The following is a 21,707-nucleotide window of genomic DNA, read 5'->3' on the forward strand; positions in this document are numbered from 1 at the left end:
AAGTATAATGAAAAAAATATCTCCCAGTCTCACTCTTCTAGCTCTAGCAATTAATGCTTTTGCTATCGGCTCAACCGAATTTATCAGTGTTGGTTTAATGCCAATGATTGTCAACACCTTTAATATTAATTTATCTCAAGCGGGTTTAACCGTTTCTCTTTATGCTTTAGGGGTAACGGTTGGTGCTCCCTTATTAACCATTCTTACAGGAACTTGGAATCGAAAAACTTTGATGGTTTCGATTATGGGTCTCTTTATTCTTGGTAATTTACTGTCAGCTTTCGCTCCAACTTTCCTTTTACTTTTAGTAGGACGGGTTCTTGCCTCACTTGCTCATGGTATTTTCATGTCAATTTCCACAGTCATTGCTGCTGATGTTGTTCGACCTGAGAAAAGGGCCTCAGCAATCGCCCTCATGTTTACAGGACTAACCGTTGCTACTGTCATTGGTGTTCCTTTAGGGACTTTCATTGGTCAGCACTCTAACTGGCATATGTCATTTGTTTTCATTGTTGTTATTGGCTTAATTGGACTGATTGCTACTAGTATTCTTGTTCCAAAAGGGCTTCCAATTCCCGGAAAAATTAATTTAAGTGGGCTTGCTAGAATTTTTACTAATAAATCAATTTTAATGTCTCTTTTTATTACCGCTTTTGGTTATGGAGGAACTTTCGCGGCTTATACTTATCTTACACCAATCCTTGAAGGAACTTTTAGATTTTCAGCAAGTACAGTAGTGATTATTCTGGTTGCTTATGGTGTGATGGTTGCCATTGGTAATTCACTAGGTGGACATCTAGCAAATAAAAATATCCTACCTGCCCTTCAAAAAATGTTTGCGGCTTTAGCTTTGAGTTTACTTTTTCTTTTTATCAGTGCAAGTTTAGCTTCGCAAGTTTTGGGATTGATTGCAACTTTACTTTTGGGTTTGTTTGCCTTTATGAATGTCCCTGGTTTGCAACTATACGTTGTTCAATTGGCAGAGAAATTTACGCCAAAAGATATTACTTTAGTTTCAGCTTTTAACATTGCAGCTTTCAATGTCGGAATTACTTTAGGCTCATTTGTTGGAGGACAAATTTCTAAAGGCTCAAGTGTTGTCTTTACTCCACTTGGGGGAATCATTATCATTCTCCTTGCAATGTTCCTCATTCGTTTGGCTCAAAAAGACCAAGCAAGTAAATTATAATAGGTTATAAAAATACTCTCTGAAAATTATTCAGAGAGTATTTATTTTAACTATTGTTTAAAATTCATAGTTTTCAAAGTAAACTTCAAGACTACGTTTATAAGAAGTCGCCGCATTTGATAATAAATGTCCACGATGCTTGACTAAAATCAAACTATTTCCATTGTCTCCCTCCATAGGGACAACTGTTACATTATGGACGCTCTCTTTATCAATAAAACCAAGACCTGTTGCGTAGGCATCTGTCCGTTCTAAAATTCCATTTAAACTTGCACGGTCAGTGACGTTATAAATCAAGGTATTTTCAAAAGTCTCAACCAAATCTTCAGAATAGTAAAGAAACTGCTCATTTTCTTGTGTAAATCGCACACGATCTAGCGGTTTTAAATCATCATCTGAAATTGTTTCACGTTGAGCTAAGGGATGGCCTTTGCGAATATAGATATGCGTTTGCGATAAGAAAATTTCTTCGTAATCTAATTCAAGTTTATTGAGCATTCTTAAAATCCCTGAGCGATTTTGTTTATTGAGATAAACCACTCCGAGTTCACTGTGCCCTTGCGCCACTTCTTGCAAAATATTATAAGTGGTTGACTCAAAAATTCTAAAATTTTTGATTTCAGGATTTTTCTTTGCAAATTCCACTGCAACTGGTGCTAGAAAATCATAGTGTTGACTGGCAACTGAGAAAGTCTTATCAGACTCTTTTGGCTTAGAATATTTTGATTCAAAAGTTTCAAAATTACGTAAAACAGTCTGTGCTTGTTCATAAAAACGTTCGCCTTCAATAGTTAAAGTCGCACCTGTATTTGTTCTCTCAAAGATTTGAAAACCGAGTTCTTGCTCCAAGTCTTTAACCGCAATCGACATTGAGGGTTGACTAACAAAGAGTTGCTCTGAAGCCTCACGAAAAGTTCCACTATTAGCAATGGCGACGACGTACCGTAATTGTTTAATATTCATGTCATAAAGTCCTTAATTTTTTACAAAAAAAGTGTATAAGTTGATTATACACTTTTTCTTTTTATTTTGTAGCTTTAATGATAGCGTCAGTGTAGAGTGACAGCTCTTCTTTAGCCGCTGTTGGTCCGCCAAAGAAGTAAACTTTGTCGTAGTCCATCGTAATCACATGTCCTTCTTTAACTGCTTTGAGGTTTTGCCAAGCTGGATTATTTTTTAATGCAGCATATTGTTCTTTATCTTTATCTGCAAAGTCAATAAAGATATAGTCTGCATCAAATTCTCCTAAGCTTTCAGTATTTACTTCAGCATAACCTACGCCTTTTGAAAGTTCGGCCATTTTGCTTGATTCTTTAAAGCCTAAACCAGTCGTCAAAGCTTGTCCGCCACGAGCAAAATTGTCACCGAAGGCATAAACCTTATCTCCTTGGAGTTCAAGAAGTGAAATTGTGTTTTTAGCTGGTTTAACATCAACCTTTGCCAATTTTTCTTTTTGCTTATCGGCTTCTTTTTTAAAGTTTTTAAGGAAACTTGCTTTTTCATCTTCGCGATTAAGGAGTTTAGCGAAGTAATCCAATGATTTATTCATTCCTGAGAGGTCCTTATAATTGACAAGAACAGTAGGGGCTACTTTTTGATAGTCTGCTACTTGGTCTTTATCAACTGTAATAATCAAATCAGGATTTTGAGCAATCAATTTTTCCATATTGAATTTTGGCGCTCCTAAATCAACCATATTCTTCTTTTGGTCTTTTGATAAGAAGGTATTTGGGAAGGCCCATGAATCTGTTCCAACAACATTTGCACCTAATGAAGCGACTTCATCTGGATAATTTTGAACAGCAATACGTTTAGGATTTTTAGGAACTTTGACGTCCCCATTTAAAGCATGAAAGGTCACTTTATCATCGCTTGATGTCGCTTTTTTTGATGATGAATTTGATGAACAGGCAGCTAAAGTAAGTAAAGCTCCTGCAGCGATTAGGGTTGTGAGTACTTTTTTCAAAAGATTCTCCTCTATTTTTAGGCTATTTTTTAAAAATAAGCCGATATTTTTTTATAAGAAATTTACTAAAAGTAAATTAATTTCTTAAACTTTTTGAATAAGATAAATATAGTATGGAGCGCCAATAAAGGCAACTACAAAACCTAAAGGTAAACTTGATGGTGCAATGATTGTTTGTGAAATAATATCAGCAAAAGATAAAATAATCATACCAGAAAGTGCGGTGGCGATTAAACTTTTTCGTGATTTAAAACCAACGATTTCACGAGCAATATGAGGGGCAATTAAACCAACAAATGCTAATCCTCCAACCAATAAAACACCAACAGCTGCAAAAAGGAGCGCTAACAAGTAAAGATAGATTTTCGTTTTTTGAACTTCTAATCCTAAAGTAGTTGCCATTTCTTCGCCTAGTGAGAGGATTTCAAGTTTTCTTAAGAAAAATGGCAAAATAATCAAGCCAATTACTAATAAGAGAACACAAATGAACAAATAAGTGCTTCCCGTTTGCCAGATATCTCCTGACAGCCAAACTGCAACTTTCTGAAAGTCAAAGGCATTGACTGAAAGCTGACCAATTGTGATTAATGCTTGGAAAAAAGCGGTAATTGCAATTCCTGTCAGTAAAACTCTGACAGAAGAAACTTGCTTTCTTAAGGCAAAAAAGTAAATTAAGACAAAAGAAAGAAGAGCACCTATTAAAGCAAAAATAGGATAGGAAAAATTCCAAAGTCCTGTCAGCTTAAAATGGTCAGCAATCAGTAAAAAAGCAACACTTCCTGCCGAAGCACCAGAGGTTATCCCAATTGTTCCGCTATCAGCTAAAGGATTTTCTGTAATATTTTGGATAATAAAGCCTGATAAGGAAAGAGCAATTCCAGCTGACAGGATTGTTATTAAACGAGGAAGACGAAAATTAGGAATTAGGATTGATAGAATTTGAGGATTTGTTGAAAATTGCGTCAAATCAACCACTATCAAAACCAAAAGCAGGACAAAAAGTAAAGTGAATTTTCTTTTCATTTTATTTTGCCTCCTTTGTAATAACCCAAAGAAAGAAGGGAGCACCTAGAAGCATGGTTAGACTTCCTGCTGGAAATTCGTAAGGTTTAAATAAATTTCTGGCTATCAAATCAGCTAAAACAAGCAATAACATTCCTGTCAGTACTGACAGAATTACATTTTGCCAAAAATTAGCTCTGACAAGCTTCTTGGCAATATGTGGAGCAATCAAACCGACAAAGCTGACCACCCCAACTGAGGCAACAGTTACACCAGAAGCCAGCGCAACTAAAAACATAATGACTAAACGAACAAAATTGACAGAAATCCCAAAAGATTGAGCAAGCTCATCACCAAAATTCAATAAATAAATTTGTTTTGAAAATAAAAGCAAGAGGATAAGAAAAATAAGACTTACTACTGCCATTAAAAGAACTTTAGTATTAGTTATCCCTGAAAAAGAACCCACAATCCAGCGAAAATAGGCCTGTGTATCGTGGCTGGCAAAAGTTAAGGAGCTGGCTAAACTAGTTGCAAAAAGTCCAACTGACGTTCCAACTAGCACAACTTTTAATGGCTGAAAATGCGTTCTGGCAGTCAAAAGCATGACGACGGCTAAAGCAATAAATGCACCTAGCGATGAAACTAGAACTGAAATTCCATCATTTGTTGACCAACCCAAAGTTAAAATGAGTGATAAAGCCAAACTAGAACCGCCAGAAATCCCTAAAGTTGCCATTTCGGCAATTGGGTTTCTAGTCATAATTTGAACAATAAATCCACTGACAGATAAGAGAAATCCTGTGAGATATAGACTTATTAATCGTGGAAATCTTAATTGTAAGACCATTTTATTTACTAAAAGTTCTGTCAGAGGAACATTTTTATTTCCAAGCATCAGGTATATTACTGACAAAAAAAGTAAAGAAAAAACTAGGGCAAAAAAGATTGTCAGAAAATGTTTTTTAGGCATCTTTCACCCCAGTAATCATTAATTTTTTGGTAAAGGTATCACATCCTAAAGTGACATCTAATCCAAAGCATTCTTTCAACGTTTTTTGAGTAAATAACTCATCAACAGTTCCTTCTTCAACCACTTCTCCGTCTTTAACAAGGACTAGATTGTCAGCAAAACGAGCGGCATGATTTAAATCGTGAATGACGTAAACAATGGTTTTATTTCTCTTTGTCGCTAAATCTTTTAATAAACATAAAACATCTAACTGATGAGCTAAATCTAGATAAGTCGTTGGTTCATCTAATAAAATAATCTCACTATCTTGAGCTAAAATCATCGTGATAAAAACTCTTTGTTTTTGTCCACCAGAAAGTTCTGATATCTTACTTTCTCGAATGTCCCAAATCTTTGTTTCTCTCATCAATTCTTCTATGAACAAAATATCTTCTTTTGAGAGACGTTGTTGCATTAATTTTTGATGTGGGAAACGTCCTAAACTGACAAGTTCATAGACTGTAATATCAGCTGGGGCAGTAATTGATTGAGGCAAGAGCGCTAAAATTCTAGCTATTTCACGATTAGAATGTTGACTTAAAGGTTGATTATCAAAGATAACCTGTCCATCCGATTTAATTAAACGTCCAAGTGCCTTTAAAATCGTTGATTTTCCAGAACCATTGACTCCAATAATAGCTGTCGTTTTTCCTTTTTCAATCGACAGCGTTACGTTTTTCAATACCTGCTCTTTTCCATAAGACACATTGATATTTTTCGCACCAAAATACATCGTTTTCTTTCCTTTTCACAACGGTTGGTTGATAGTTAAAAAGCTCATCAACGGTTGTCCCTAGGTTTTCTGCAAGTTTGAAAGCAAGCGTTAACTCTGGGTCGTATTTGTCATTTTCAATCGCATTTATCGTCTGACGCGAGACGTGAGCGATATGTGCGACATCCTCTTGTGAAAGATGAGATAATCGGCGCAATTCACGTATTTTATTTTCCATGTTTTTCCCTTCTAATTCTTTCGGAAGTTCTTTTTTTAAGATCTAATTCAAATTTTATTATCTTTTGCAAACAATTGGCTTGTCAAAAGTTTTTTACAAGTCCTATTATGCCATTTTCCACCCATTTTTGCAAGATAAGAAAAAAGCAGAAAACCTGCTTTTCTTAATGAAATGGATTAAAAAATCGGCCCTGATTTACAAAGAAGAGAAGAATAACAATCGCCACTCCTAAAAGCGCAAGCAAGATAATCAAGTAATCTTTAACATTCAAAGGTTGATAAGAATACCAACTTCTTTTCTTCTTTTTACCAAATCGTCTAAGCTCCATAGCTGTAGAAATAGTATCAATTTGTTCTAAGCTGGAAAAAATTAAAGGGAGTAACAATTGAACATTTAATTTTATTCGCGAAAAAAGTCCTACTTTTTTTGATAAATCCATTCCTCTGGCCTGTCCAGCATTACGGATTGCTAAAAATTTTTCTTGCATATCAGGAATATAGCGCAGCGCTAATGAAACCGAATATGAGGAACGATAAGGCAGACCAATTTTATTTAAACTACTGGCAAATTGGCTCGGATTAGTAGTTAAGATAAAGAGTAAAGCGAGCGGAATGGTTGAAAAATACTTCAAGACGAGATTAAAAAGGTAAAAAAGTTCTTCTAAAGTAAGAGGTCCCCAAAGGATTGTTTTTGAATCATAAAGTCGCGCGCCATATCCAGGATCAAAAATAAATACAAAAAGCAGATTTAAAATCGCAAAAATTGTTGCAAATTGGGCAACCCTTTTTACTGATGAAAAAGGAATTTTAGAAAAATAGAATAAAATTACCGAAAATAAAGCAACAAAAGCCAAATATCTCGTATCATAAGTCACCATACTGCTGATAGAAATTAATAGAAAGAAAAGAAGTTTTGCTGTTGCATTCAGTTGGTAAATAAAAGAATTTCCAGCTTGATAGCCTAGAACACTAAGTTGATTATTCATGCTTTAATCTCTCCTGATTCTGAAAATTGATGAAAGCTTTTGTCAGTAAAACGGGATTGGTATCTGTTTGTCTGGCAAGTTGATAAAGGCTTGGTTGACTTAAATTGCCCATTTTTACAAAATCTTCATTTTCTAAAATTTGATAAGGACTGCTGTCAGCAATAATTTTCCCGTCAGCAAAAACAAGGGTCCGGTCACTATATTCTGTAATTAAATACATATCGTGTGTAATCATAATCATTGTTAAATGAAGACGGCGGTTAAGTTCGTCAAGAAAATCCATAATTTCCCGATAAGATTGTAAATCCTGAGCAGCTGTTGGTTCGTCAAGGATTAAAATTTCAGGTTCCAGTATTAAAATACTAGCAATCGTTACTCTTTTTTTCTGACCATAACTCAAGGAAGAAATTGGCCAATTTCTAAAAGGATAAAGCCCACAAACTTTCAAGATTTCTTCAACTTTATCTTGAATCATTTTTTCATCAACATGACGGAGTCGTAAACCAGCTGCCACCTCATCACTGACAATATTTTGCGAAATCATCAGATTTGGATTTTGCATAATATAACCAATTTTTGCCGCACGTTCAGAAATAGAATCAGCAATAATTGATTGCCCTCGGTATAAAATTTCGCCATTCGCTTCAACAAAATGACAGAGTGCATTGGCAAAGGTTGACTTACCAACTCCATTTTTCCCGACAATTGAAATTTTTTCTCCTTCTTGAACTTCTAAATTAATACCTTTTAGAACTTCATGTTGAGCAAAATTTACTGATAAATTTTTTACTGACAGAATATTATTTTTGCTGACAGCCTTGTCAGTAAATTTATAAGTGTCTAAAAAATCTGTCAGTAAATTTTTTGCTGACAGGCCTTCCAAACTTTTTAGGTCAGAAAAATCTGTCAGTAATTCTGTAGCATTTGCAGCTTTCAATGCTGAGAGATAGAGAGGCTCGCGTAATGAATTTTCATTAAAAATTTCTGTTTTTAATAATTCAGCAGGACTTCCAATTGCAACAATTTCGCCGTCGTTGACCACGACAATTTTATCAATCCCAAGCGGTAAAACTTCTTCGATTCGGTGTTCGATGATAATCGTAGTGACTTCATTGTTTTCATGAATATCCTTAATCAAAGCCATTGTTTCTAAGCAAGTTTGCGGGTCCAAATTGGCTAAAGGTTCATCAAAAAGCAAAATTGGTGATTCATCAATCAAAACACCAGCTAAAGAAACCCGCTGCTTTTGTCCTCCCGACAAATCTTGGGGGCGATGATTCAAGAGTTTATTTGTTTCTGTTTTGTCTGACCAATAGGCCACTTTACTGACCAGTTCATCATGAATCAGACCATCATTTTCCAAAGCAAAAGCAATATCCTCAGCAACGCTCAAACCAATAAACTGGCCATCAGTATCTTGCAAAATCGTCGACACCTTTTCAGATAATTCAGCAATTGAAGTCCCAAAAGGCAAACCAGCAATTGAGAGTTCACCACTTGCTTCTCCTTTATGTAAATGGGGCAAAATCCCATTAAGACAAGAACCAATCGTTGATTTACCTGAACCAGAAGGACCAACAATCAGTACTTTTTCCCCAGGAAATATTTCCAAATTTATCTTTTTTAAAGTTGGATTTTTTTGTAAATCATATTTAAATGTAAAATCTTTGAACGAAATTAAGGCTTCCATTTTTTTCCTTCTTTTTAGAGATACTTTATTTTTGTGCTTTATTAAACCGATACAAGCGTAAAAGCAGCAAATATTTGCTGCTTTTATTTTAGCATATCTGGAGCTTTTTATTCTTTATCGAGTGAGCCAGATTTGGTTCTGGTAGCAGCATAGAGTTTGAGTAGTAAAGTTCCTGCTACGGCAATAGTCAATGCATTTACTAAACCAGCAACAATTCCTTGTGTGAAGACCTTATTTGCCGGTTCACTATAAACTAAAACATCCCCAATTGGAGCAATAATTCCCCAAACTACGACATTGGCTAAAAATTGAACAATATTAAAACGAATGATTTCTTTATTTCCAAAAATTCCTTGAGTCAAAGTTTCTCTTTTGACTCCAAAAGCTAGAAATAAGCCCATCAAACCTGATCCTAAAACCCAAGTCCACCAAGGCGCACCATAGAGAAATGAATCTTTAAGGGCATGACCAATAAATCCGATCAAGAAACCAGCTAAAGGGCCAAATAAGGCTGAAAACAGGGCAAGGACCGCATATTGCAATTGAATACTTGTATTTGGAATCGGTGTAGGAATATTAATTAGCCAACCAATAATCACAAACAAAGCAGCCCCAATCCCAGTGGCAACAACAATTTTTACAGAGTTATTTTTCATTGTTTCTCCTTTTTAGAAAATATTTTTATCTAAAATTATTTGATAAATTATCGATGTGAAACCCGTCTAGCTAAGAAATCACCAACAAGCTGAACCAATAATACAAAAATCAAGATTAAAATGGTTGCAAACCAAGTCACATCATTGGCAAAGCGATTATAGCCATAAGAAATAGCCGTATTTCCTAGTCCACCTGCTCCAATCGCACCAGCCATTGCAGTCAAACCAATCAAGGAAATTAAAGTAACGGTTGAAACACGAATTAAACTAGCTAATTCTTCACGAAGATAGACCGTGAAAACAATATCGAGAAAATCAGCTCCCACCGTTTGAGCTGCTTCAACTTTTCCATGGTCAACAGACTCAAGCGAAGCTTGAACTTGTCTGGCATAAAAAGGAGCCACTCCTAGAGCCAATGGAACTAAAGCCGCAGTAACACCAATCTGCGTTCCCACCAAAATTTTAGTCAAGGGAGCAATTGCTGCTAATAAGATAATAAAGGGAAAAGCCCGTCCGATAGAAACAATTTTATCTAAAATCCAAAATAATGGTCGATTAGGTGTAATCCCATCTTCAGCAGTCACGACAACACCAATTCCAAATATCAATCCCAATAAACCACCAATAAGTGCTGAAATAAATGTCATATAAAGCGTTTGAACAATTGCTGTCCACCAACCCGTCTCACCTGTCCATCCTAAATAAACCACATTAGGAAATGTATGTGCAAACCATTCTGCCATTAGTCTACCGTCCTTTCAATTTTACCTAAAACTTCAAATTTTAAATGTCTTTCAACAAAATATGCCTTTGCGGCAGCCCGATGTTCACTTGAACCTTTTAAGGTCAAAACTAATGAACCAAAAGGTTGTCCTTGAAGTAACTCAACATTACCATAGAAAATGTTAGTTGTTACATCAAATTTTTTCGTAATATCAGAAACCACAGGGTCTTCAAGCTCTGAACCTGAATAATCTAAGTGAATTAATTCTTCGTCATCTGCTAATTGTGCCAGAAGTTCTGTTCTAGAAAGACTGGCAATAAAACGATTGACCGAACTTGTTGTTTCAATAAATTGTTTCGTTAAAGCTTCTTTAGGTTGTGCAAAAATATCAATTAATGAATTTTGTTCAATGATTTCACCATTTTGCATAACAGCTACTTTATTAGCAATTTCCTTAACCACTTGCATCTCATGTGTAATTAAAACAACTGTGATTCCTAATTTTTCATGAAGAGATTTAAGTAAATCTAAGATTTGATTGGTTGTTTTTGGATCAAGTGCTGATGTTCCTTCATCTGAAATCAAAATCTCAGGGTCATTAGCAAGTGCACGCGCAATAGCAACTCTTTGTTTTTGTCCCCCAGAAAGCTGAGCTGGATACTTATCAGAAAGCTCTTCTAAATCAACCAATTTTAATAATTCGGTCACTTTATCCGTTTTTTCTTTTTTTGTAAGATAACGTTTTTTCCCGTTTTTATCTTCGATTTGGCTATGTTGTAAAGCAAAAGCCACGTTATTAAAAACTGTTTTTTCACTCAAAAGATTAAAATGTTGAAAAATCATCCCAATCTTTTGACGAAACTCACGTAATTTCGCTCCAGTAAATTTTACAGGATTTTCACTATCAAAAATCTTCTCACCATTAATCACAATTTGACCTTTGGTCGGTTTTTGAAGGAGATTAATGGTTCTGACCAAAGTTGATTTACCAGCCCCAGAATAACCAATTACTCCATAAATATCCCCTTTTTCAATGTGTAAAGTAGCATCTTTTACTGCTGTGACTAATCTTCCTTTCTGATGAAATTGTACAGAAAGATTATTTAATTCAATAATTGCTGTCATATTGTTTTCCTTTATCTTTTTTCATTCTCTGTCAGTACTGACAAAGTTATTTTCTCTTTTGTCAGTACTGACAGAAAATCTCGTCTCTGACGAGTTTTCTTAGTTACAATTTTAAATTCCAAGCGGGGAGTTCTCCACCATCTGGATATTCTTTTTTAATGGTATCAGCGATATTTTTTTGCTCATAAGCTTTGACCACTTCTTTATAAACTTTATTATTTTTATCAGACTGATTTGCCGCAATAAAATTAATCCATTGAGCTGAATCTTCATTTAAAGGTTCTTGATAAATTGATTCTTTCTCCGAAATTTTTGCTGAAATAGCAAAATTATAATTAATGACTGCTGCAGCAACAGAATCAAGCGCACGTGGGGTTTGGCTTGCATCAATTTCTTTGATAATTAAGCCTTTAGGATTATCTCTGATATCTTTAACCGTTGCTAATGCTCCTCTAGAAGTATCAAGTTTAATGAGTCCTGCATTTTTTAAAACATAAAGGGCACGACTTTCATTAGTAACATCATTTGGGATAGCAATCGTACTTTTATCAGGAATTTCCGTCACATTTTTATACTTTGTCGAATACAAATGAATCGGCGTAATAATTGTATCACCAATTGATACGATATTTCCATTATTAGCTTTATTCCATGATTTCAAGTAAGCATAATGTTGAAAGGCATTGAGGTCCACTTCATGGTTAGTCAAAGCTTTATTGGGCTGATCTCCGTCAGTAAAATTGACAAATTTTAAAGTAATCCCAAATTGGTCTTTTGCATTTTTTTGAACTTTTTTCCAAATGGCATCTTCTTGTTTCCCACCAGGCATCAAACCTATTTTTACGATTTTACTGACAGAAGTAGATTTGCTTTTTCCTTGCCTTAAAGTAAAAGTGATTAGAGCCACGATAATAACCAGCAAAAGCAAACTTCCAAAAAGAATTTTTCGATTTCTTGGATTCATAAATAAATCCTTTCATTTTCAAAGTTTCAAGTTCCAAGCTGGCAATTCTCCGCCATCTGGATATTGTTCTTTGATTGCTTTTTCTGTCGCTTTTGAAGCATAAGCCTTGGCAACTTCTTTGTAAACTTTATTATTTTTTTCTTTACTTGTCGCAGCAATAAAGTTAATATACTGAGCAGAAGTTTTGTTGAGAGGTTCCATATAGACAGACTCAGAATTTGGTAAGCTAGCTGCGGTTGCATAGTTATAGTTAACCACTGACAAAGCAACAGAATCAAGCGCACGCGGTGTTTGGCTTGCATCCACTTCTTTGAATTTTAATTGATGCGAATTTTCTGTGATATCTGGTAAGCCAACTAATTTGCTAGAATCACTTGTTGTCAATTTAATCAAACCTGCACTTTGGAGCACGAACAATGCCCGACTTTCATTTGAAGCATCATTTGGTATTGCAACGGTTGACCCTTCTTTTAAATCTGACAATTTGCTGACTTCTTTTGAATAAATGTGCATTGGTGTAATATAAGTATTTCCTACTGCCACAATATCACTCTTATGTGCTTTATTCCAAGTTTTCACATAATTATAAGATTGAAAGGCATTGACATCAATATCTCCCGAAAGAAGTGCTTCATTAGGTTGATTATAATCAGAAAAATAAACAAATTTTAGCTTTAAATCATATTTTTCTTTGGCGGTTTTAGCTACTGATTTCCAGACCTCTTGGTCTTGCTTGTCCCCACTCATGATTCCAACCTTAACTGTTTTTTGAGCGGTTGATTTTTTACTTGCTTGATGATTTAAACTAAAGAAAGCAACCAAAGCAACAACGATAATCACTGCAAGTGCAACAATAATATTTCTATTTTTCGGATTCAAATTTTTCCCCAAATTCTACTGAATACTTATAAAATATTCTATTTCACAAGTGTTCAGACCTTCTTTGAACGATAAGCCTCTCAATGAAGAGAGACTTATTTGAGCATTAAAAACAATTATTTTAATTTCAAGCCCCAAGCAGGAATTGTACTCTTGTCCGGATAAGCTTTAGCAATAGTTTTTTTGGTTGCTTCTGTTTCATAAGCTTTGACAACATCTTTATAAACAGTGTTGTTTTCATCTTTTTTATTTGCAACAATAATATTAATCCATTGTTGACTATCTTTATTAACTGGTTCTGTAAAAATGGCATCAGATTTCTTTAAACCAGCAGTAACGGCATAATTATTATTGATAACTGCTGCATCGACTGAATCTAAAGCACGCGCAGTTTGTGAAGCATCAAGTTCTTTAATGACCAAATTTTTTGGATTTGATGTGATATCTTTGACCGTCGCCAGTGTTTGACCAGAAACATCCAATTTAATCAATCCCGCAGACTTCAAGACATAAAGGGCACGACTTTCGTTAGAAGCATCATTTGGTACCGCAATGGTTCCACCCTCTTTGATATCTGAAATATTTTTGAGTTGTTTTGAGTAAACACTGATTGGCGAAATCACTGTATCCCCAATCGCCACTAAATTGCCATTATTTGCTTTATTCCATGCTTTTAAAAAAGCATAATGTTGAAAGGCATTTAAGTCAATATCGCCATTTTTCAATGCTGTATTTGGCTGAGTATAATCCGTAAAGTGTGTGAATTTCAAAGTAATTCCATATTTATCTTTAGCAGTTTTAGATACCGTTTGCCAAATGCTGTCATCTTCTTTTGTTCCTGTCATTATCCCAATTTTCACTGTTTTATTTACTGTTTTATTTGCTTGAGATTTTTGACCAAAGCCGATAAATGCAGCAATAGCTACAATAACAACAACAATTATTCCAATAATTATATTACGATTTCTAGGATTCATAATCTTCTCCAATTTCTACTGACCAAACCGTTCGTAATCAGTTTGAGTCTTCTGTCAGTAAAATTTATTAGCCCTAAGGCAGAAATTTCTAAAGTAGAAATTTCCAAAGTTTTCACCTAACCGTTACTTTTTAACGAAATTACTTAGTCGAGTTTCAATCCCCAAGCAGCAATTTTTCTCTTATCAGGATAAGCTTTCTCAATTGCTTTTTTCGTTGCTTCAGTTTGGTAGGCTTTCACAACTTCTTTATAAATTTTGTTATTAGCATCTTTTTTATTTGCAACGATAATATTAATCCACTGCTCGCTATCTTTGTTTACAGGTTCAGTATAAATAGACTCTTCAACCGTTAATTTTGCTGTTGTTGCAAAATCGTCATTAATTACTGCCGCTGTAATTGAATCAAGCGCACGCGGTGTTTGTGCCGCATCTAATTCTTTAATGACCAAATTTTTTGGATTTGAATTAATATCTTTGACTGTCGCAAGTGTATCACCTGATACAGAAAGGCCAATCAAACCAGCATTCTTCAAGACATAAAGTGCACGACTTTCATTTGAAGCGTCATTAGGTACTGCAATTGTATCTCCTGATTTAATTTGGCTCAATGAAGTAATTTTTTTAGAATAAAGGCGAATTGGTGAAATTGTTGTATTACCAATTGCTTTCAAATCACCGTCATTAGCTTTATTCCAAGCATTCAAGAAAGCATAATGTTGGAAGGCATTCAAATCAATATCGCCGTTTTTCAAAGCTGTATTTGGTTGTGTATAATCTGTAAAATGAGTGAATTTTAAAGTAATTCCATATTTATCTTTAGCTGTTTTAGAAACAGTTGACCAAATGGCATCATCTTCTTTTGTTCCTGTCATTATTCCAATATTCACAGTTTTATTTGCCGTTTTACTTCCACCAGATTTATGATTAAAACCGAAAAATGCAGCGATAGCAACAATTACAACAACAATAACGACAATTAAAATATTTCTGTTTCTTGGATTCATTTCTTCTCCCTTTTTTCTAATTGATTTATTTTTTAAAATCAATTATTCCCCTTTTGATAAACTTTTTACATCTATTAGAAAAATTAACCGTGCACCTGTTAATTTTTCTAATACTAAACAAATTCTTCAAGATAAAGCGCTCATGCTAAATAAAAATAGCTCATTTCATATAAAGAAACGAGCTATATCGTGGTACCATTCTTGATTTAAGCACTTTTTAGTTCACTGAAAATTTTCAGATTCCAAAGGCAACTTTCAAGTTCAATAACGAGAACCATTCCGTCAAGAGCTTAGTTAAACCTCACTCTTGCTACGCTTATCAAGCCATTTTCATTGCTTCGCTCAGGCTTGCTCTCACCACTACAAGCTCTCTGTGCTGACCTTCACAATTACTTACTCGACCGCTTTTATTTTGTCCGAATTTGTGTATAGACTTATTCTAACAGACTTTCGTTTTTTTTGAATTATTGATTTTTTATGTTGCCTTAAATATTTTTTAAGTTTAATTTATAAAATAGATTAACAATCTTAAAAAAATGCTTTTCAACTTAAAATATGCTAAACTTAATGAGTAAAAATAAATATTTGCACAATGGGTCTATTGACAAAACTGTCAGTAGCGAGAAATACCATCTGACCTGATCTGGGTAATGCCAGCGTAGGAATGTGTTAAGACAAATGTCTAATTTCTAACCCTCCTTTTGTGCGCATCAAAAAGGAGTTTTTTTATGTCTAATTCTAAGTTCAATGTCCGTTTGTTAACGGAAATTGCCTTCATGGCGGCACTCGCCTTCATCATCAGCCTTATTCCAAATACTGTTTATGGCTGGATTATTGTTGAAATCGCCTGTATCCCAATTCTTATTCTCAGTTTTCGTCGCGGCCTAACAGCTGGACTTGTCGGTGGATTAATCTGGGGAATTCTGTCAATGATTACTGGACACGCTTATATTTTAACCTTGTCTCAAGCTTTTCTTGAATATCTCATCGCCCCTGTTTCACTTGGAATTGCTGGACTTTTCCGCCAAAAAACAGCCCCTCTAAAACTTGTACCAGTTCTTTTGGGAACTTTTGTTGCTGTTCTTCTTAAATACTTCTTCCATTTTATTGCCGGAATCATTTTCTGGAGCCAATACGCTTGGAAAGGCTGGGGAGCCGTTGCCTATTCTCTTGCCGTCAATGGAATCAGTGCAATTTTGACTGCTATTGCTGCATTTGTCATTTTGATCATTTTCGTCAAAAAATTCCCTAAACTTTTCATTTATAGCAATTACTAATAAAATCTGTCAGTAAAATTATTTTATCTTGTCAGTCAGCACAAATTCTTCTATAATAAAGCTATGTCTAAAAAGCAAAAATTAAAGAAAACACTTGTAGAACAAATTCTTGATAAGGCAAAAATTGAGCATACTGGACTTGCAATTAACGCTTTAGAAAGTAATAGCCTCCCTGTGGATATCAGTCGCAGTGATATTTATAAAACCCTAGCACTAATCGGCGATAAAACTGGTCCTGTCATTGGTATTCTTCCACTGACAGAGCATTTATCAGAAAAAAAATTGGCCAAAGTTTCGGGCAATAAAAAAGTAAGCATGATTCCTCAAAAAGACTTGCAAAAAACGACAGGTTATATTCACGGTGCAAATAATCCTGTGGGGATTTGGCAAAATAAAAAATTCCCAATTTTCATTGATTCTATTGCCTTAGAGCACGACTTTATCGTTTGTTCAGCTGGCGAAGTTGGGCGTAGCATAAAAATCGCTCCTAAAGTCCTTGCTGACTTTGTTCATGCTCAATTTGTCGAAATTAGAGAATAAAATTACTGACAGAATTTCTGTCAGTAATTTTTTGTTTATTAGAGCAAGAGTTTGCAAAAATTCTTCTTTTTTAGTATATTTTATTTTATACATAAAACAAAGGATTCTTAATGCAAAATACAAAATTATATTCTTTAACCCTAATTGCTCTTGGTGCAGCAATTATTGCGGTTCTATCTCCTCTGTCTATCCCAATTGGTATTGTGCCCGTCACCTTACAAACACTTGCCGTAGGACTTGTTGCCACAGTACTAAAAGCGCGTGAAACTTTTTTTGCTATCTTACTCTATCTCCTGTTAGGATTTATTGGAATTCCCGTATTCACTGGAGGGACATCAGGAATTGCGGTTCTTTTTGGTCCAACAGGTGGTTTTCTAATTGCCTTTTTAATAATGGGAACCCTTATTTCTTTTGGCCTTCATCAAATTAATTATAAGACCATCCCTGCTTTTATCATAAATATTGTAGGACACCTGCTTATGTTAGTTATCGGAACATTGTGGCTCAAATTTTTTACCAATGTCGACTGGTCATTGGCCTTAAAGCTTGGATTCACACCATTTGTCATTGTTGAAATTATTAAAGCTGTCCTTGTCACTATCTTTGGCTTAGCACTTATTCGTGCACTTTCTCACACAAATAAATACTTTACAAACTAAGGCAAAACCGATACAATTAGTCTATGTTTATAAAAGTACTTATGGCGCTTTATCCCCTTATTGTCTTTATTGCATTGGTTTTCATTTTCAAGTTTTTTAGACTTCGTCACTTAACCAATCGCAAACTAAAAATTCCAGATGTTTTTACAATATTTCTCATCTTAGGGATGCAAATTTTTTCTAAAAATGTTACAAGTATCAGCATCATTCCATACTACCTGCTAATCATTTCTGGCTTAGCGCTTGTTTTGTTGTTGCTTGATTTGCTTTATTATAAACAATTTACCTATCGTCGCTTTTTAAAACTCTGGTGGCGCTTGACCTTCTTTATTACTTTGATTATTTATCTTATCCTTATTGTGATAACTTTTACCCATTAAAAAAAGCCCTGAAATCTCAGGGCTTTTATTTATTTCCTAATTCTTTTAAGAGAACACCAAATTCTTCTTCAGATAAAGTAATTCCTTTACCCATTTTTTCATGGTCAGGTGACCAAGTACGAATGTCATATTTAGGTTCGGCATCATTCCAAGAAACACGATTTAATTCTTTACGCCAACCTTTTGCATTTTCAGAGAGAACAATCAATTCTTCAATGATTTCAAATTTTAATTTATCAGCCATCTTATTTCCTTTCTCATTAGTCTATACGAAAATAAATCACTTTTGTCACTCTTCAATCAATTGAATATCTACACCAACAGCAGTCAATTTTTCAATGATGTGGTCATAACCACGTAGGATAAACTCAATATTAGAGATTTTTGTAGTTCCACTGGCAATAATTCCAGCAGTAACCAAAGCCGCACCAGCACGTAAGTCAGTTGCTTGAACACAACTACCAGTTAATTCATTAGGAGCGTCATAAATAATTCGATCGTCTAAAACAGAAATATTAGCACCCATACGAGCTAATTCAGGGACATGATTGACACGTTTTTGATAAATCGTATCAACAATTGAACCACGACCTTTTGTTTTCAATAAAAGTGGTGTAATTGGTTGTTGCAAATCCGTCGCAAACCCTGGGTAAGGAACAGAAGTAATATTGACTGATTTTAGATTTTCTGATTTATGAACTTCAATACTATCTTCACGAATGGTCAAACCTACACCCATTTCTTCAAGTTTAGCAATGAAAGATTCCAAGTGTTCATAAATAACATTTTCAATGATGACACCATCTCCCATAGCAGCTGCTAAGGCAAGATAAGTTCCCGCTTCGATACGGTCAGGAATCACCGTATGTTGAGCACCGTGCATTTCATCCACTCCAGTAATGCGGATAATGTCAGTCCCAGCTCCTCGAACTTGTGCGCCCATATTATTTAGAAGTGTCGCCACATCAATAATCTCAGGTTCACGGGCAGCATTTTCAATGATAGTTAAACCTTTTGCACGACTAGCAGCAAGCATAGTATTAATTGTTGCCCCAACAGAAACAACATCCATATAAATGGTTGTTCCAACTAACGAATCACCAATCACTTCTAAGTGCTCAGCTTCTTCTTCTTGAATCTTCTTAGCCCCTAGAGCTTTAAAGGCTTTATCATGTAAATCCGTTGGACGAGGGCCTAAATCACAGCCACCAGGCAAGCCTACTGTTGCCTGACCAAAACGTCCCAAAAGTGCCCCATTGAAATAATAAGAAGCACGTAAAGAGTTGATTTTTCCATAAGGAAGGGGACGAGAAACAACACTGCGGGTATCAATCACAAGTCGTCCTTCTTCAAGATTTCGTTCAATTTTTGCTCCCATGATTTCCATGATTTCGACTAAACTTGCGACATCAGAAATATCTGGAACTCCTTCAAGCGTTACAACATCGTTAGCTAAGATAGTTGCTGGAATCAAAGCGACTACTGAATTTTTTGCGCCAGAAATTGGAATGGTTCCTGAAATACGCTTTCCACCATTAATTACTATTTTTTTCATATTATTTCAAAATCACTTTTCACATTTTTATTGTCTTAAAAAAATTATATTTTTAAGAACCGCTCTCTATTTTAACATTTTATAGTAGTTTTTCATAGACTTTTTTTCTAAATAAAAAATCACAGCTAAAATTTTAACTGTGATTTTATTTTCTATTGCTTAACTGAATAATCTCTTATTCAAAAACAAATTGATTGTGATAAAGTTCAGAGTAGAAGCCACCTTGAGCAACGAGTTCATGGTGATTTCCTTCTTCGATAACTTCACCATCTTTAAGAACAACAATCTTATCTGCATTAAGAATTGTTTTCAAACGGTGAGCAATAACGAATGAAGTACGACCAGCAATAGCAGCTTCCATCGCCCATTGAATTTGTTGTTCAGTTACTGTATCCACATTTGAAGTTGCTTCATCCAAAATCAAAAGTTCTGGATTTGTCAAAATGGTACGTGCGATAGAAATTTGTTGTTTTTGACCAACTGAGAAGACTGATTCATCATCTGAAACATGTGTTTCGTACTTGTCAGGTAAGCTATCAATGAAATCATGAATGTGAGTTGTCTTAGCCACTGTTTCAATTTCTTCTTGAGTAGCATTTGGTTTACCAAACTTGATATTATCAGCAATCGTTCCATCAAAGAGAACAGACTCTTGCAAAACAATTCCGACATTTGAACGCAAGCTATCTAAATCAAATTCACGAATATCAGTTCCATCAAATTTAATTGCTCCACCATTAACATCGTAGAAACGGTTCATCAAGTTCATAACTGTTGTTTTACCTGAACCAGTTGGACCAACGAGGGCAACCATTTGTCCTTTTTTAACATCAATATTAACTTTTTTGAGGACTGGTTTTCCTGGAAGATATTCAAAATCAAGATTTTCGATTTGAATTCCGTCTTTAATCGTATCAAATTTCTTACCATTTTCAGGACGAACTTCTTCTGGTTCATCAAACATGACATTCAAACGAGTTGCCCCTGTGATGGCAAGTTGAAGTTGACCAAAGTTTGATGAAATTTGCATGATTGGGTTGTAGTAACTTTGAACGTATTGAACAAAGGCAACCAAAAGCCCTAAACCTGTGGCAATTGACATGCTATCATCGTTAAGAACATAGGCCGTTCCACCAAAGATAACAATGGCAATTGATAAAAGTTGGAAACCATTCATCAATGGGAAAATCATACCAGACCATGCTTGAGCAGCAAAGGTACGTTTTTTAACATTTTCGTTATGTTCCAAGAATCCATTAATAGAATCTTCTTGCAAACCTTCAACGATAATTGCTTTTTGCCCAGAGATTTTTTCATCCATATAGGCATTAAGTTGTGAAACTTCTTCTTGTTGTTTGTCTGTTGCTTTTTTCGATTGACGAATGATAATCACAGCAGATAAAATAGCAACTGGAGAAGCGGCAACTGTCAACCAAGCAAATGTCACATCTTTATTGAAAATCTGGATAATGACACCCACAAAGACCGCAGCATTTGAAATAACCGAAACGAGTGCTTGGTTTAAAGTATTTTGAATGTTATCCAAGTCAGATGTGAAACGAGCAAGGATATCACCATCTTGATGACGGTCAAAATACGAAATTGTCAAACGTTCAAGTTTACCAAACAAACCTTTACGCATACGATTTGTTGAATGAGCAACGATACGGCTAAAGAGCAAGGTATAAATCAACATTGATACACCTGTTGCTACATAGACTGCAAGCAATTGCCACATTCCTTTCATGAATGTAGAAGTGCTGGCTGCATGTGAAGTTGCCACTGTTTTAAGTGTTTCTAAAGTTGTTCCTTTAGGAAGATTAGCAGTGATTTGGTCTTGTGCTGCTTGTGGCAAAGATTTCACAACTTCAGGAACATTGTGCCAATCTACTGTTTGGTGCATTTGTTGGCTTAATTGTTGAGCAATTTGTTGTAGTGCATCTTGGGATTGACCAGCATGTTGATGTGTAAAGAAGTCAGTCACATATTTAGTCAAATTAGTGATGGCGTCCCCCAAAAGTGATGGAGAAACAACCTGTAACCAAGTTGCTAAAATGATGAAAATCATAATTACAGCAAATTGGAGTTTATATCTTTTCAGATAGAGGTAAAAAAATCGGATGGCACGTGTGGTGTCAGACATTTTTCTTGTTGATTTGGTATTTTCCATGTC

23 protein-coding genes and 1 riboswitch are annotated in these 21,707 nt (G+C 35.0%); of the genes, 5 read left to right on the plus strand and 18 right to left on the minus strand.

Annotated features, from left to right (window positions below; genetic code table 11):
- The first annotated feature begins 7 nt into the window (after positions 1-7).
- Positions 8-1,189 (plus strand): MFS transporter, encoded by a 1,182-nt coding sequence (locus AB6B24_RS05345; protein ID WP_311803963.1) that lies wholly within the window; start codon positions 8-10, stop codon positions 1,187-1,189.
- Positions 1,190-1,246: 57 nt separating this feature from the next.
- On the opposite strand, the gene AB6B24_RS05350 is transcribed toward AB6B24_RS05345, so the two are convergent.
- The 15 genes from AB6B24_RS05350 to AB6B24_RS05420 all read right to left on the minus strand — a co-directional run bounded on the left by AB6B24_RS05350 (position 1,247) and on the right by AB6B24_RS05420 (position 15,123).
- Entirely contained in the window at positions 1,247-2,152 is a 906-nt protein-coding gene (locus AB6B24_RS05350) for a LysR family transcriptional regulator (protein WP_012897186.1), read from the minus strand.
- Between the two features lie 61 nt (positions 2,153-2,213).
- Positions 2,214-3,155, minus strand: coding sequence for an iron-hydroxamate ABC transporter substrate-binding protein (locus AB6B24_RS05355; RefSeq protein WP_003131659.1), 942 nt, complete (start codon positions 3,153-3,155; stop codon positions 2,214-2,216).
- An 84-nt stretch (positions 3,156-3,239) separates the two neighbouring features.
- Complete coding sequence (locus AB6B24_RS05360) at positions 3,240-4,178, minus strand: iron ABC transporter permease (RefSeq protein ID WP_012897185.1); 939 nt, start codon at positions 4,176-4,178, stop codon at positions 3,240-3,242.
- Position 4,179: 1 nt separating this feature from the next.
- Entirely contained in the window at positions 4,180-5,130 is a 951-nt protein-coding gene (locus AB6B24_RS05365; RefSeq protein WP_058204942.1) for an iron ABC transporter permease, read from the minus strand.
- A complete protein-coding gene (locus AB6B24_RS05370; RefSeq protein WP_311803962.1) occupies positions 5,123-5,902 on the minus strand; it encodes an ABC transporter ATP-binding protein in 780 nt (259 codons plus the stop codon). The genes AB6B24_RS05365 and AB6B24_RS05370 overlap by 8 nt, the downstream gene beginning before the upstream one ends.
- Entirely contained in the window at positions 5,826-6,119 is a 294-nt protein-coding gene (locus tag AB6B24_RS05375) for a helix-turn-helix transcriptional regulator (RefSeq protein WP_311803961.1), read from the minus strand. Before AB6B24_RS05375 ends, AB6B24_RS05370 begins: the two co-directional genes overlap by 77 nt.
- A gap of 163 nt (positions 6,120-6,282) precedes the next feature.
- Positions 6,283-7,104 carry an energy-coupling factor transporter transmembrane component T gene (locus AB6B24_RS05380; protein ID WP_311803959.1) on the minus strand — a complete coding sequence of 274 codons (822 nt, stop codon included), beginning with the start codon at positions 7,102-7,104 and terminating at the stop codon, positions 6,283-6,285.
- Positions 7,097-8,794 (minus strand): ABC transporter ATP-binding protein, encoded by a 1,698-nt coding sequence (locus AB6B24_RS05385; RefSeq protein ID WP_311803957.1) that lies wholly within the window; start codon positions 8,792-8,794, stop codon positions 7,097-7,099. Before AB6B24_RS05385 ends, AB6B24_RS05380 begins: the two co-directional genes overlap by 8 nt.
- 107 nt (positions 8,795-8,901) lie before the next feature.
- Positions 8,902-9,450 (minus strand): ECF-type riboflavin transporter substrate-binding protein, encoded by a 549-nt coding sequence (locus tag AB6B24_RS05390; RefSeq protein WP_012897180.1) that lies wholly within the window; start codon positions 9,448-9,450, stop codon positions 8,902-8,904.
- Positions 9,451-9,497: 47 nt separating this feature from the next.
- On the minus strand, positions 9,498-10,193 hold the full coding sequence (locus AB6B24_RS05395) for a methionine ABC transporter permease (RefSeq protein ID WP_003131669.1): 696 nt from the start codon (positions 10,191-10,193) through the stop codon (positions 9,498-9,500).
- Entirely contained in the window at positions 10,193-11,299 is a 1,107-nt protein-coding gene (locus tag AB6B24_RS05400; RefSeq protein WP_003131670.1) for a methionine ABC transporter ATP-binding protein, read from the minus strand. Before AB6B24_RS05400 ends, AB6B24_RS05395 begins: the two co-directional genes overlap by 1 nt.
- A 103-nt stretch (positions 11,300-11,402) precedes the next feature.
- Complete coding sequence (locus AB6B24_RS05405; protein WP_311803956.1) at positions 11,403-12,263, minus strand: MetQ/NlpA family ABC transporter substrate-binding protein; 861 nt, start codon at positions 12,261-12,263, stop codon at positions 11,403-11,405.
- Between the two features lie 18 nt (positions 12,264-12,281).
- On the minus strand, positions 12,282-13,142 hold the full coding sequence (locus AB6B24_RS05410; protein WP_153241723.1) for a MetQ/NlpA family ABC transporter substrate-binding protein: 861 nt from the start codon (positions 13,140-13,142) through the stop codon (positions 12,282-12,284).
- Positions 13,143-13,258: 116 nt separating this feature from the next.
- Complete coding sequence (locus AB6B24_RS05415) at positions 13,259-14,119, minus strand: MetQ/NlpA family ABC transporter substrate-binding protein (protein ID WP_003131676.1); 861 nt, start codon at positions 14,117-14,119, stop codon at positions 13,259-13,261.
- A 143-nt stretch (positions 14,120-14,262) separates the two neighbouring features.
- Complete coding sequence (locus tag AB6B24_RS05420) at positions 14,263-15,123, minus strand: MetQ/NlpA family ABC transporter substrate-binding protein (RefSeq protein ID WP_021722387.1); 861 nt, start codon at positions 15,121-15,123, stop codon at positions 14,263-14,265.
- Between the two features lie 582 nt (positions 15,124-15,705).
- A riboswitch (TPP riboswitch) is annotated at positions 15,706-15,805 on the plus strand.
- A gap of 46 nt (positions 15,806-15,851) precedes the next feature.
- On the opposite strand from AB6B24_RS05420, the gene thiT reads away from it, so the two are divergent.
- The 4 genes from thiT (at position 15,852) to AB6B24_RS05440 (ending at position 17,979) form a co-directional block, all read left to right on the plus strand.
- Positions 15,852-16,400: an energy-coupled thiamine transporter ThiT gene (gene thiT, locus AB6B24_RS05425; RefSeq protein WP_014570375.1), complete on the plus strand. Its 549-nt coding sequence runs from the start codon at positions 15,852-15,854 to the stop codon at positions 16,398-16,400.
- 63 nt (positions 16,401-16,463) lie between these two features.
- The gene (locus tag AB6B24_RS05430; RefSeq protein ID WP_003131680.1) at positions 16,464-16,940 is read left to right on the plus strand and encodes an aminoacyl-tRNA deacylase; all 477 of its coding nucleotides are present in this window, start codon (positions 16,464-16,466) and stop codon (positions 16,938-16,940) included.
- Between the two features lie 110 nt (positions 16,941-17,050).
- Positions 17,051-17,599, plus strand: coding sequence for a biotin transporter BioY (locus tag AB6B24_RS05435; RefSeq protein ID WP_003131681.1), 549 nt, complete (start codon positions 17,051-17,053; stop codon positions 17,597-17,599).
- Positions 17,600-17,640: 41 nt separating this feature from the next.
- Positions 17,641-17,979: a DUF3397 domain-containing protein gene (locus AB6B24_RS05440; protein ID WP_003131682.1), complete on the plus strand. Its 339-nt coding sequence runs from the start codon at positions 17,641-17,643 to the stop codon at positions 17,977-17,979.
- Positions 17,980-18,004: 25 nt separating this feature from the next.
- On the opposite strand, the gene AB6B24_RS05445 is transcribed toward AB6B24_RS05440, so the two are convergent.
- From AB6B24_RS05445 to lmrD, 3 genes are all read right to left on the minus strand, one after another.
- Positions 18,005-18,223 (minus strand): YdbC family protein, encoded by a 219-nt coding sequence (locus AB6B24_RS05445; protein WP_003131683.1) that lies wholly within the window; start codon positions 18,221-18,223, stop codon positions 18,005-18,007.
- A gap of 45 nt (positions 18,224-18,268) precedes the next feature.
- The gene (locus tag AB6B24_RS05450; protein WP_256293672.1) at positions 18,269-19,534 is read right to left on the minus strand and encodes a UDP-N-acetylglucosamine 1-carboxyvinyltransferase; all 1,266 of its coding nucleotides are present in this window, start codon (positions 19,532-19,534) and stop codon (positions 18,269-18,271) included.
- Positions 19,535-19,709: 175 nt separating this feature from the next.
- A complete protein-coding gene (gene lmrD / locus AB6B24_RS05455) occupies positions 19,710-21,704 on the minus strand; it encodes a multidrug efflux ABC transporter LmrCD subunit D (RefSeq protein ID WP_003131686.1) in 1,995 nt (664 codons plus the stop codon).
- Positions 21,705-21,707: the final 3 nt, after the last annotated feature.

The organism is Lactococcus sp. AK05 (assembly GCF_041026685.1).
Classification (GTDB): Bacteria; Bacillota; Bacilli; order Lactobacillales; family Streptococcaceae; genus Lactococcus; species Lactococcus lactis.

What these genes read in the sequence shown, in the direction of transcription:
- AB6B24_RS05345 (WP_311803963.1), top strand. Translation starts at nt 8, where the DNA reads ATGAAAAAAATATCTCCCAGTCTCACTCTTCTAGCTCTAGCAATTAAT.
- AB6B24_RS05350 (WP_012897186.1), bottom strand. Translation starts at nt 2,152, where the DNA reads ATGAATATTAAACAATTACGGTACGTCGTCGCCATTGCTAATAGTGGA.
- AB6B24_RS05360 (WP_012897185.1), bottom strand. Translation starts at nt 4,178, where the DNA reads ATGAAAAGAAAATTCACTTTACTTTTTGTCCTGCTTTTGGTTTTGATA.
- AB6B24_RS05365 (WP_058204942.1), bottom strand. Translation starts at nt 5,130, where the DNA reads ATGCCTAAAAAACATTTTCTGACAATCTTTTTTGCCCTAGTTTTTTCT.
- AB6B24_RS05370 (WP_311803962.1), bottom strand. Translation starts at nt 5,902, where the DNA reads ATGTATTTTGGTGCGAAAAATATCAATGTGTCTTATGGAAAAGAGCAG.
- AB6B24_RS05375 (WP_311803961.1), bottom strand. Translation starts at nt 6,119, where the DNA reads ATGGAAAATAAAATACGTGAATTGCGCCGATTATCTCATCTTTCACAA.
- AB6B24_RS05380 (WP_311803959.1), bottom strand. Translation starts at nt 7,104, where the DNA reads ATGAATAATCAACTTAGTGTTCTAGGCTATCAAGCTGGAAATTCTTTT.
- AB6B24_RS05385 (WP_311803957.1), bottom strand. Translation starts at nt 8,794, where the DNA reads ATGGAAGCCTTAATTTCGTTCAAAGATTTTACATTTAAATATGATTTA.
- AB6B24_RS05390 (WP_012897180.1), bottom strand. Translation starts at nt 9,450, where the DNA reads ATGAAAAATAACTCTGTAAAAATTGTTGTTGCCACTGGGATTGGGGCT.
- AB6B24_RS05395 (WP_003131669.1), bottom strand. Translation starts at nt 10,193, where the DNA reads ATGGCAGAATGGTTTGCACATACATTTCCTAATGTGGTTTATTTAGGA.
- AB6B24_RS05400 (WP_003131670.1), bottom strand. Translation starts at nt 11,299, where the DNA reads ATGACAGCAATTATTGAATTAAATAATCTTTCTGTACAATTTCATCAG.
- AB6B24_RS05405 (WP_311803956.1), bottom strand. Translation starts at nt 12,263, where the DNA reads ATGAATCCAAGAAATCGAAAAATTCTTTTTGGAAGTTTGCTTTTGCTG.
- AB6B24_RS05415 (WP_003131676.1), bottom strand. Translation starts at nt 14,119, where the DNA reads ATGAATCCTAGAAATCGTAATATAATTATTGGAATAATTGTTGTTGTT.
- AB6B24_RS05420 (WP_021722387.1), bottom strand. Translation starts at nt 15,123, where the DNA reads ATGAATCCAAGAAACAGAAATATTTTAATTGTCGTTATTGTTGTTGTA.
- thiT (WP_014570375.1), top strand. Translation starts at nt 15,852, where the DNA reads ATGTCTAATTCTAAGTTCAATGTCCGTTTGTTAACGGAAATTGCCTTC.
- AB6B24_RS05430 (WP_003131680.1), top strand. Translation starts at nt 16,464, where the DNA reads ATGTCTAAAAAGCAAAAATTAAAGAAAACACTTGTAGAACAAATTCTT.
- AB6B24_RS05435 (WP_003131681.1), top strand. Translation starts at nt 17,051, where the DNA reads ATGCAAAATACAAAATTATATTCTTTAACCCTAATTGCTCTTGGTGCA.
- AB6B24_RS05440 (WP_003131682.1), top strand. Translation starts at nt 17,641, where the DNA reads ATGGCGCTTTATCCCCTTATTGTCTTTATTGCATTGGTTTTCATTTTC.
- AB6B24_RS05445 (WP_003131683.1), bottom strand. Translation starts at nt 18,223, where the DNA reads ATGGCTGATAAATTAAAATTTGAAATCATTGAAGAATTGATTGTTCTC.
- AB6B24_RS05450 (WP_256293672.1), bottom strand. Translation starts at nt 19,534, where the DNA reads ATGAAAAAAATAGTAATTAATGGTGGAAAGCGTATTTCAGGAACCATT.
- lmrD (WP_003131686.1), bottom strand. Translation starts at nt 21,704, where the DNA reads ATGGAAAATACCAAATCAACAAGAAAAATGTCTGACACCACACGTGCC.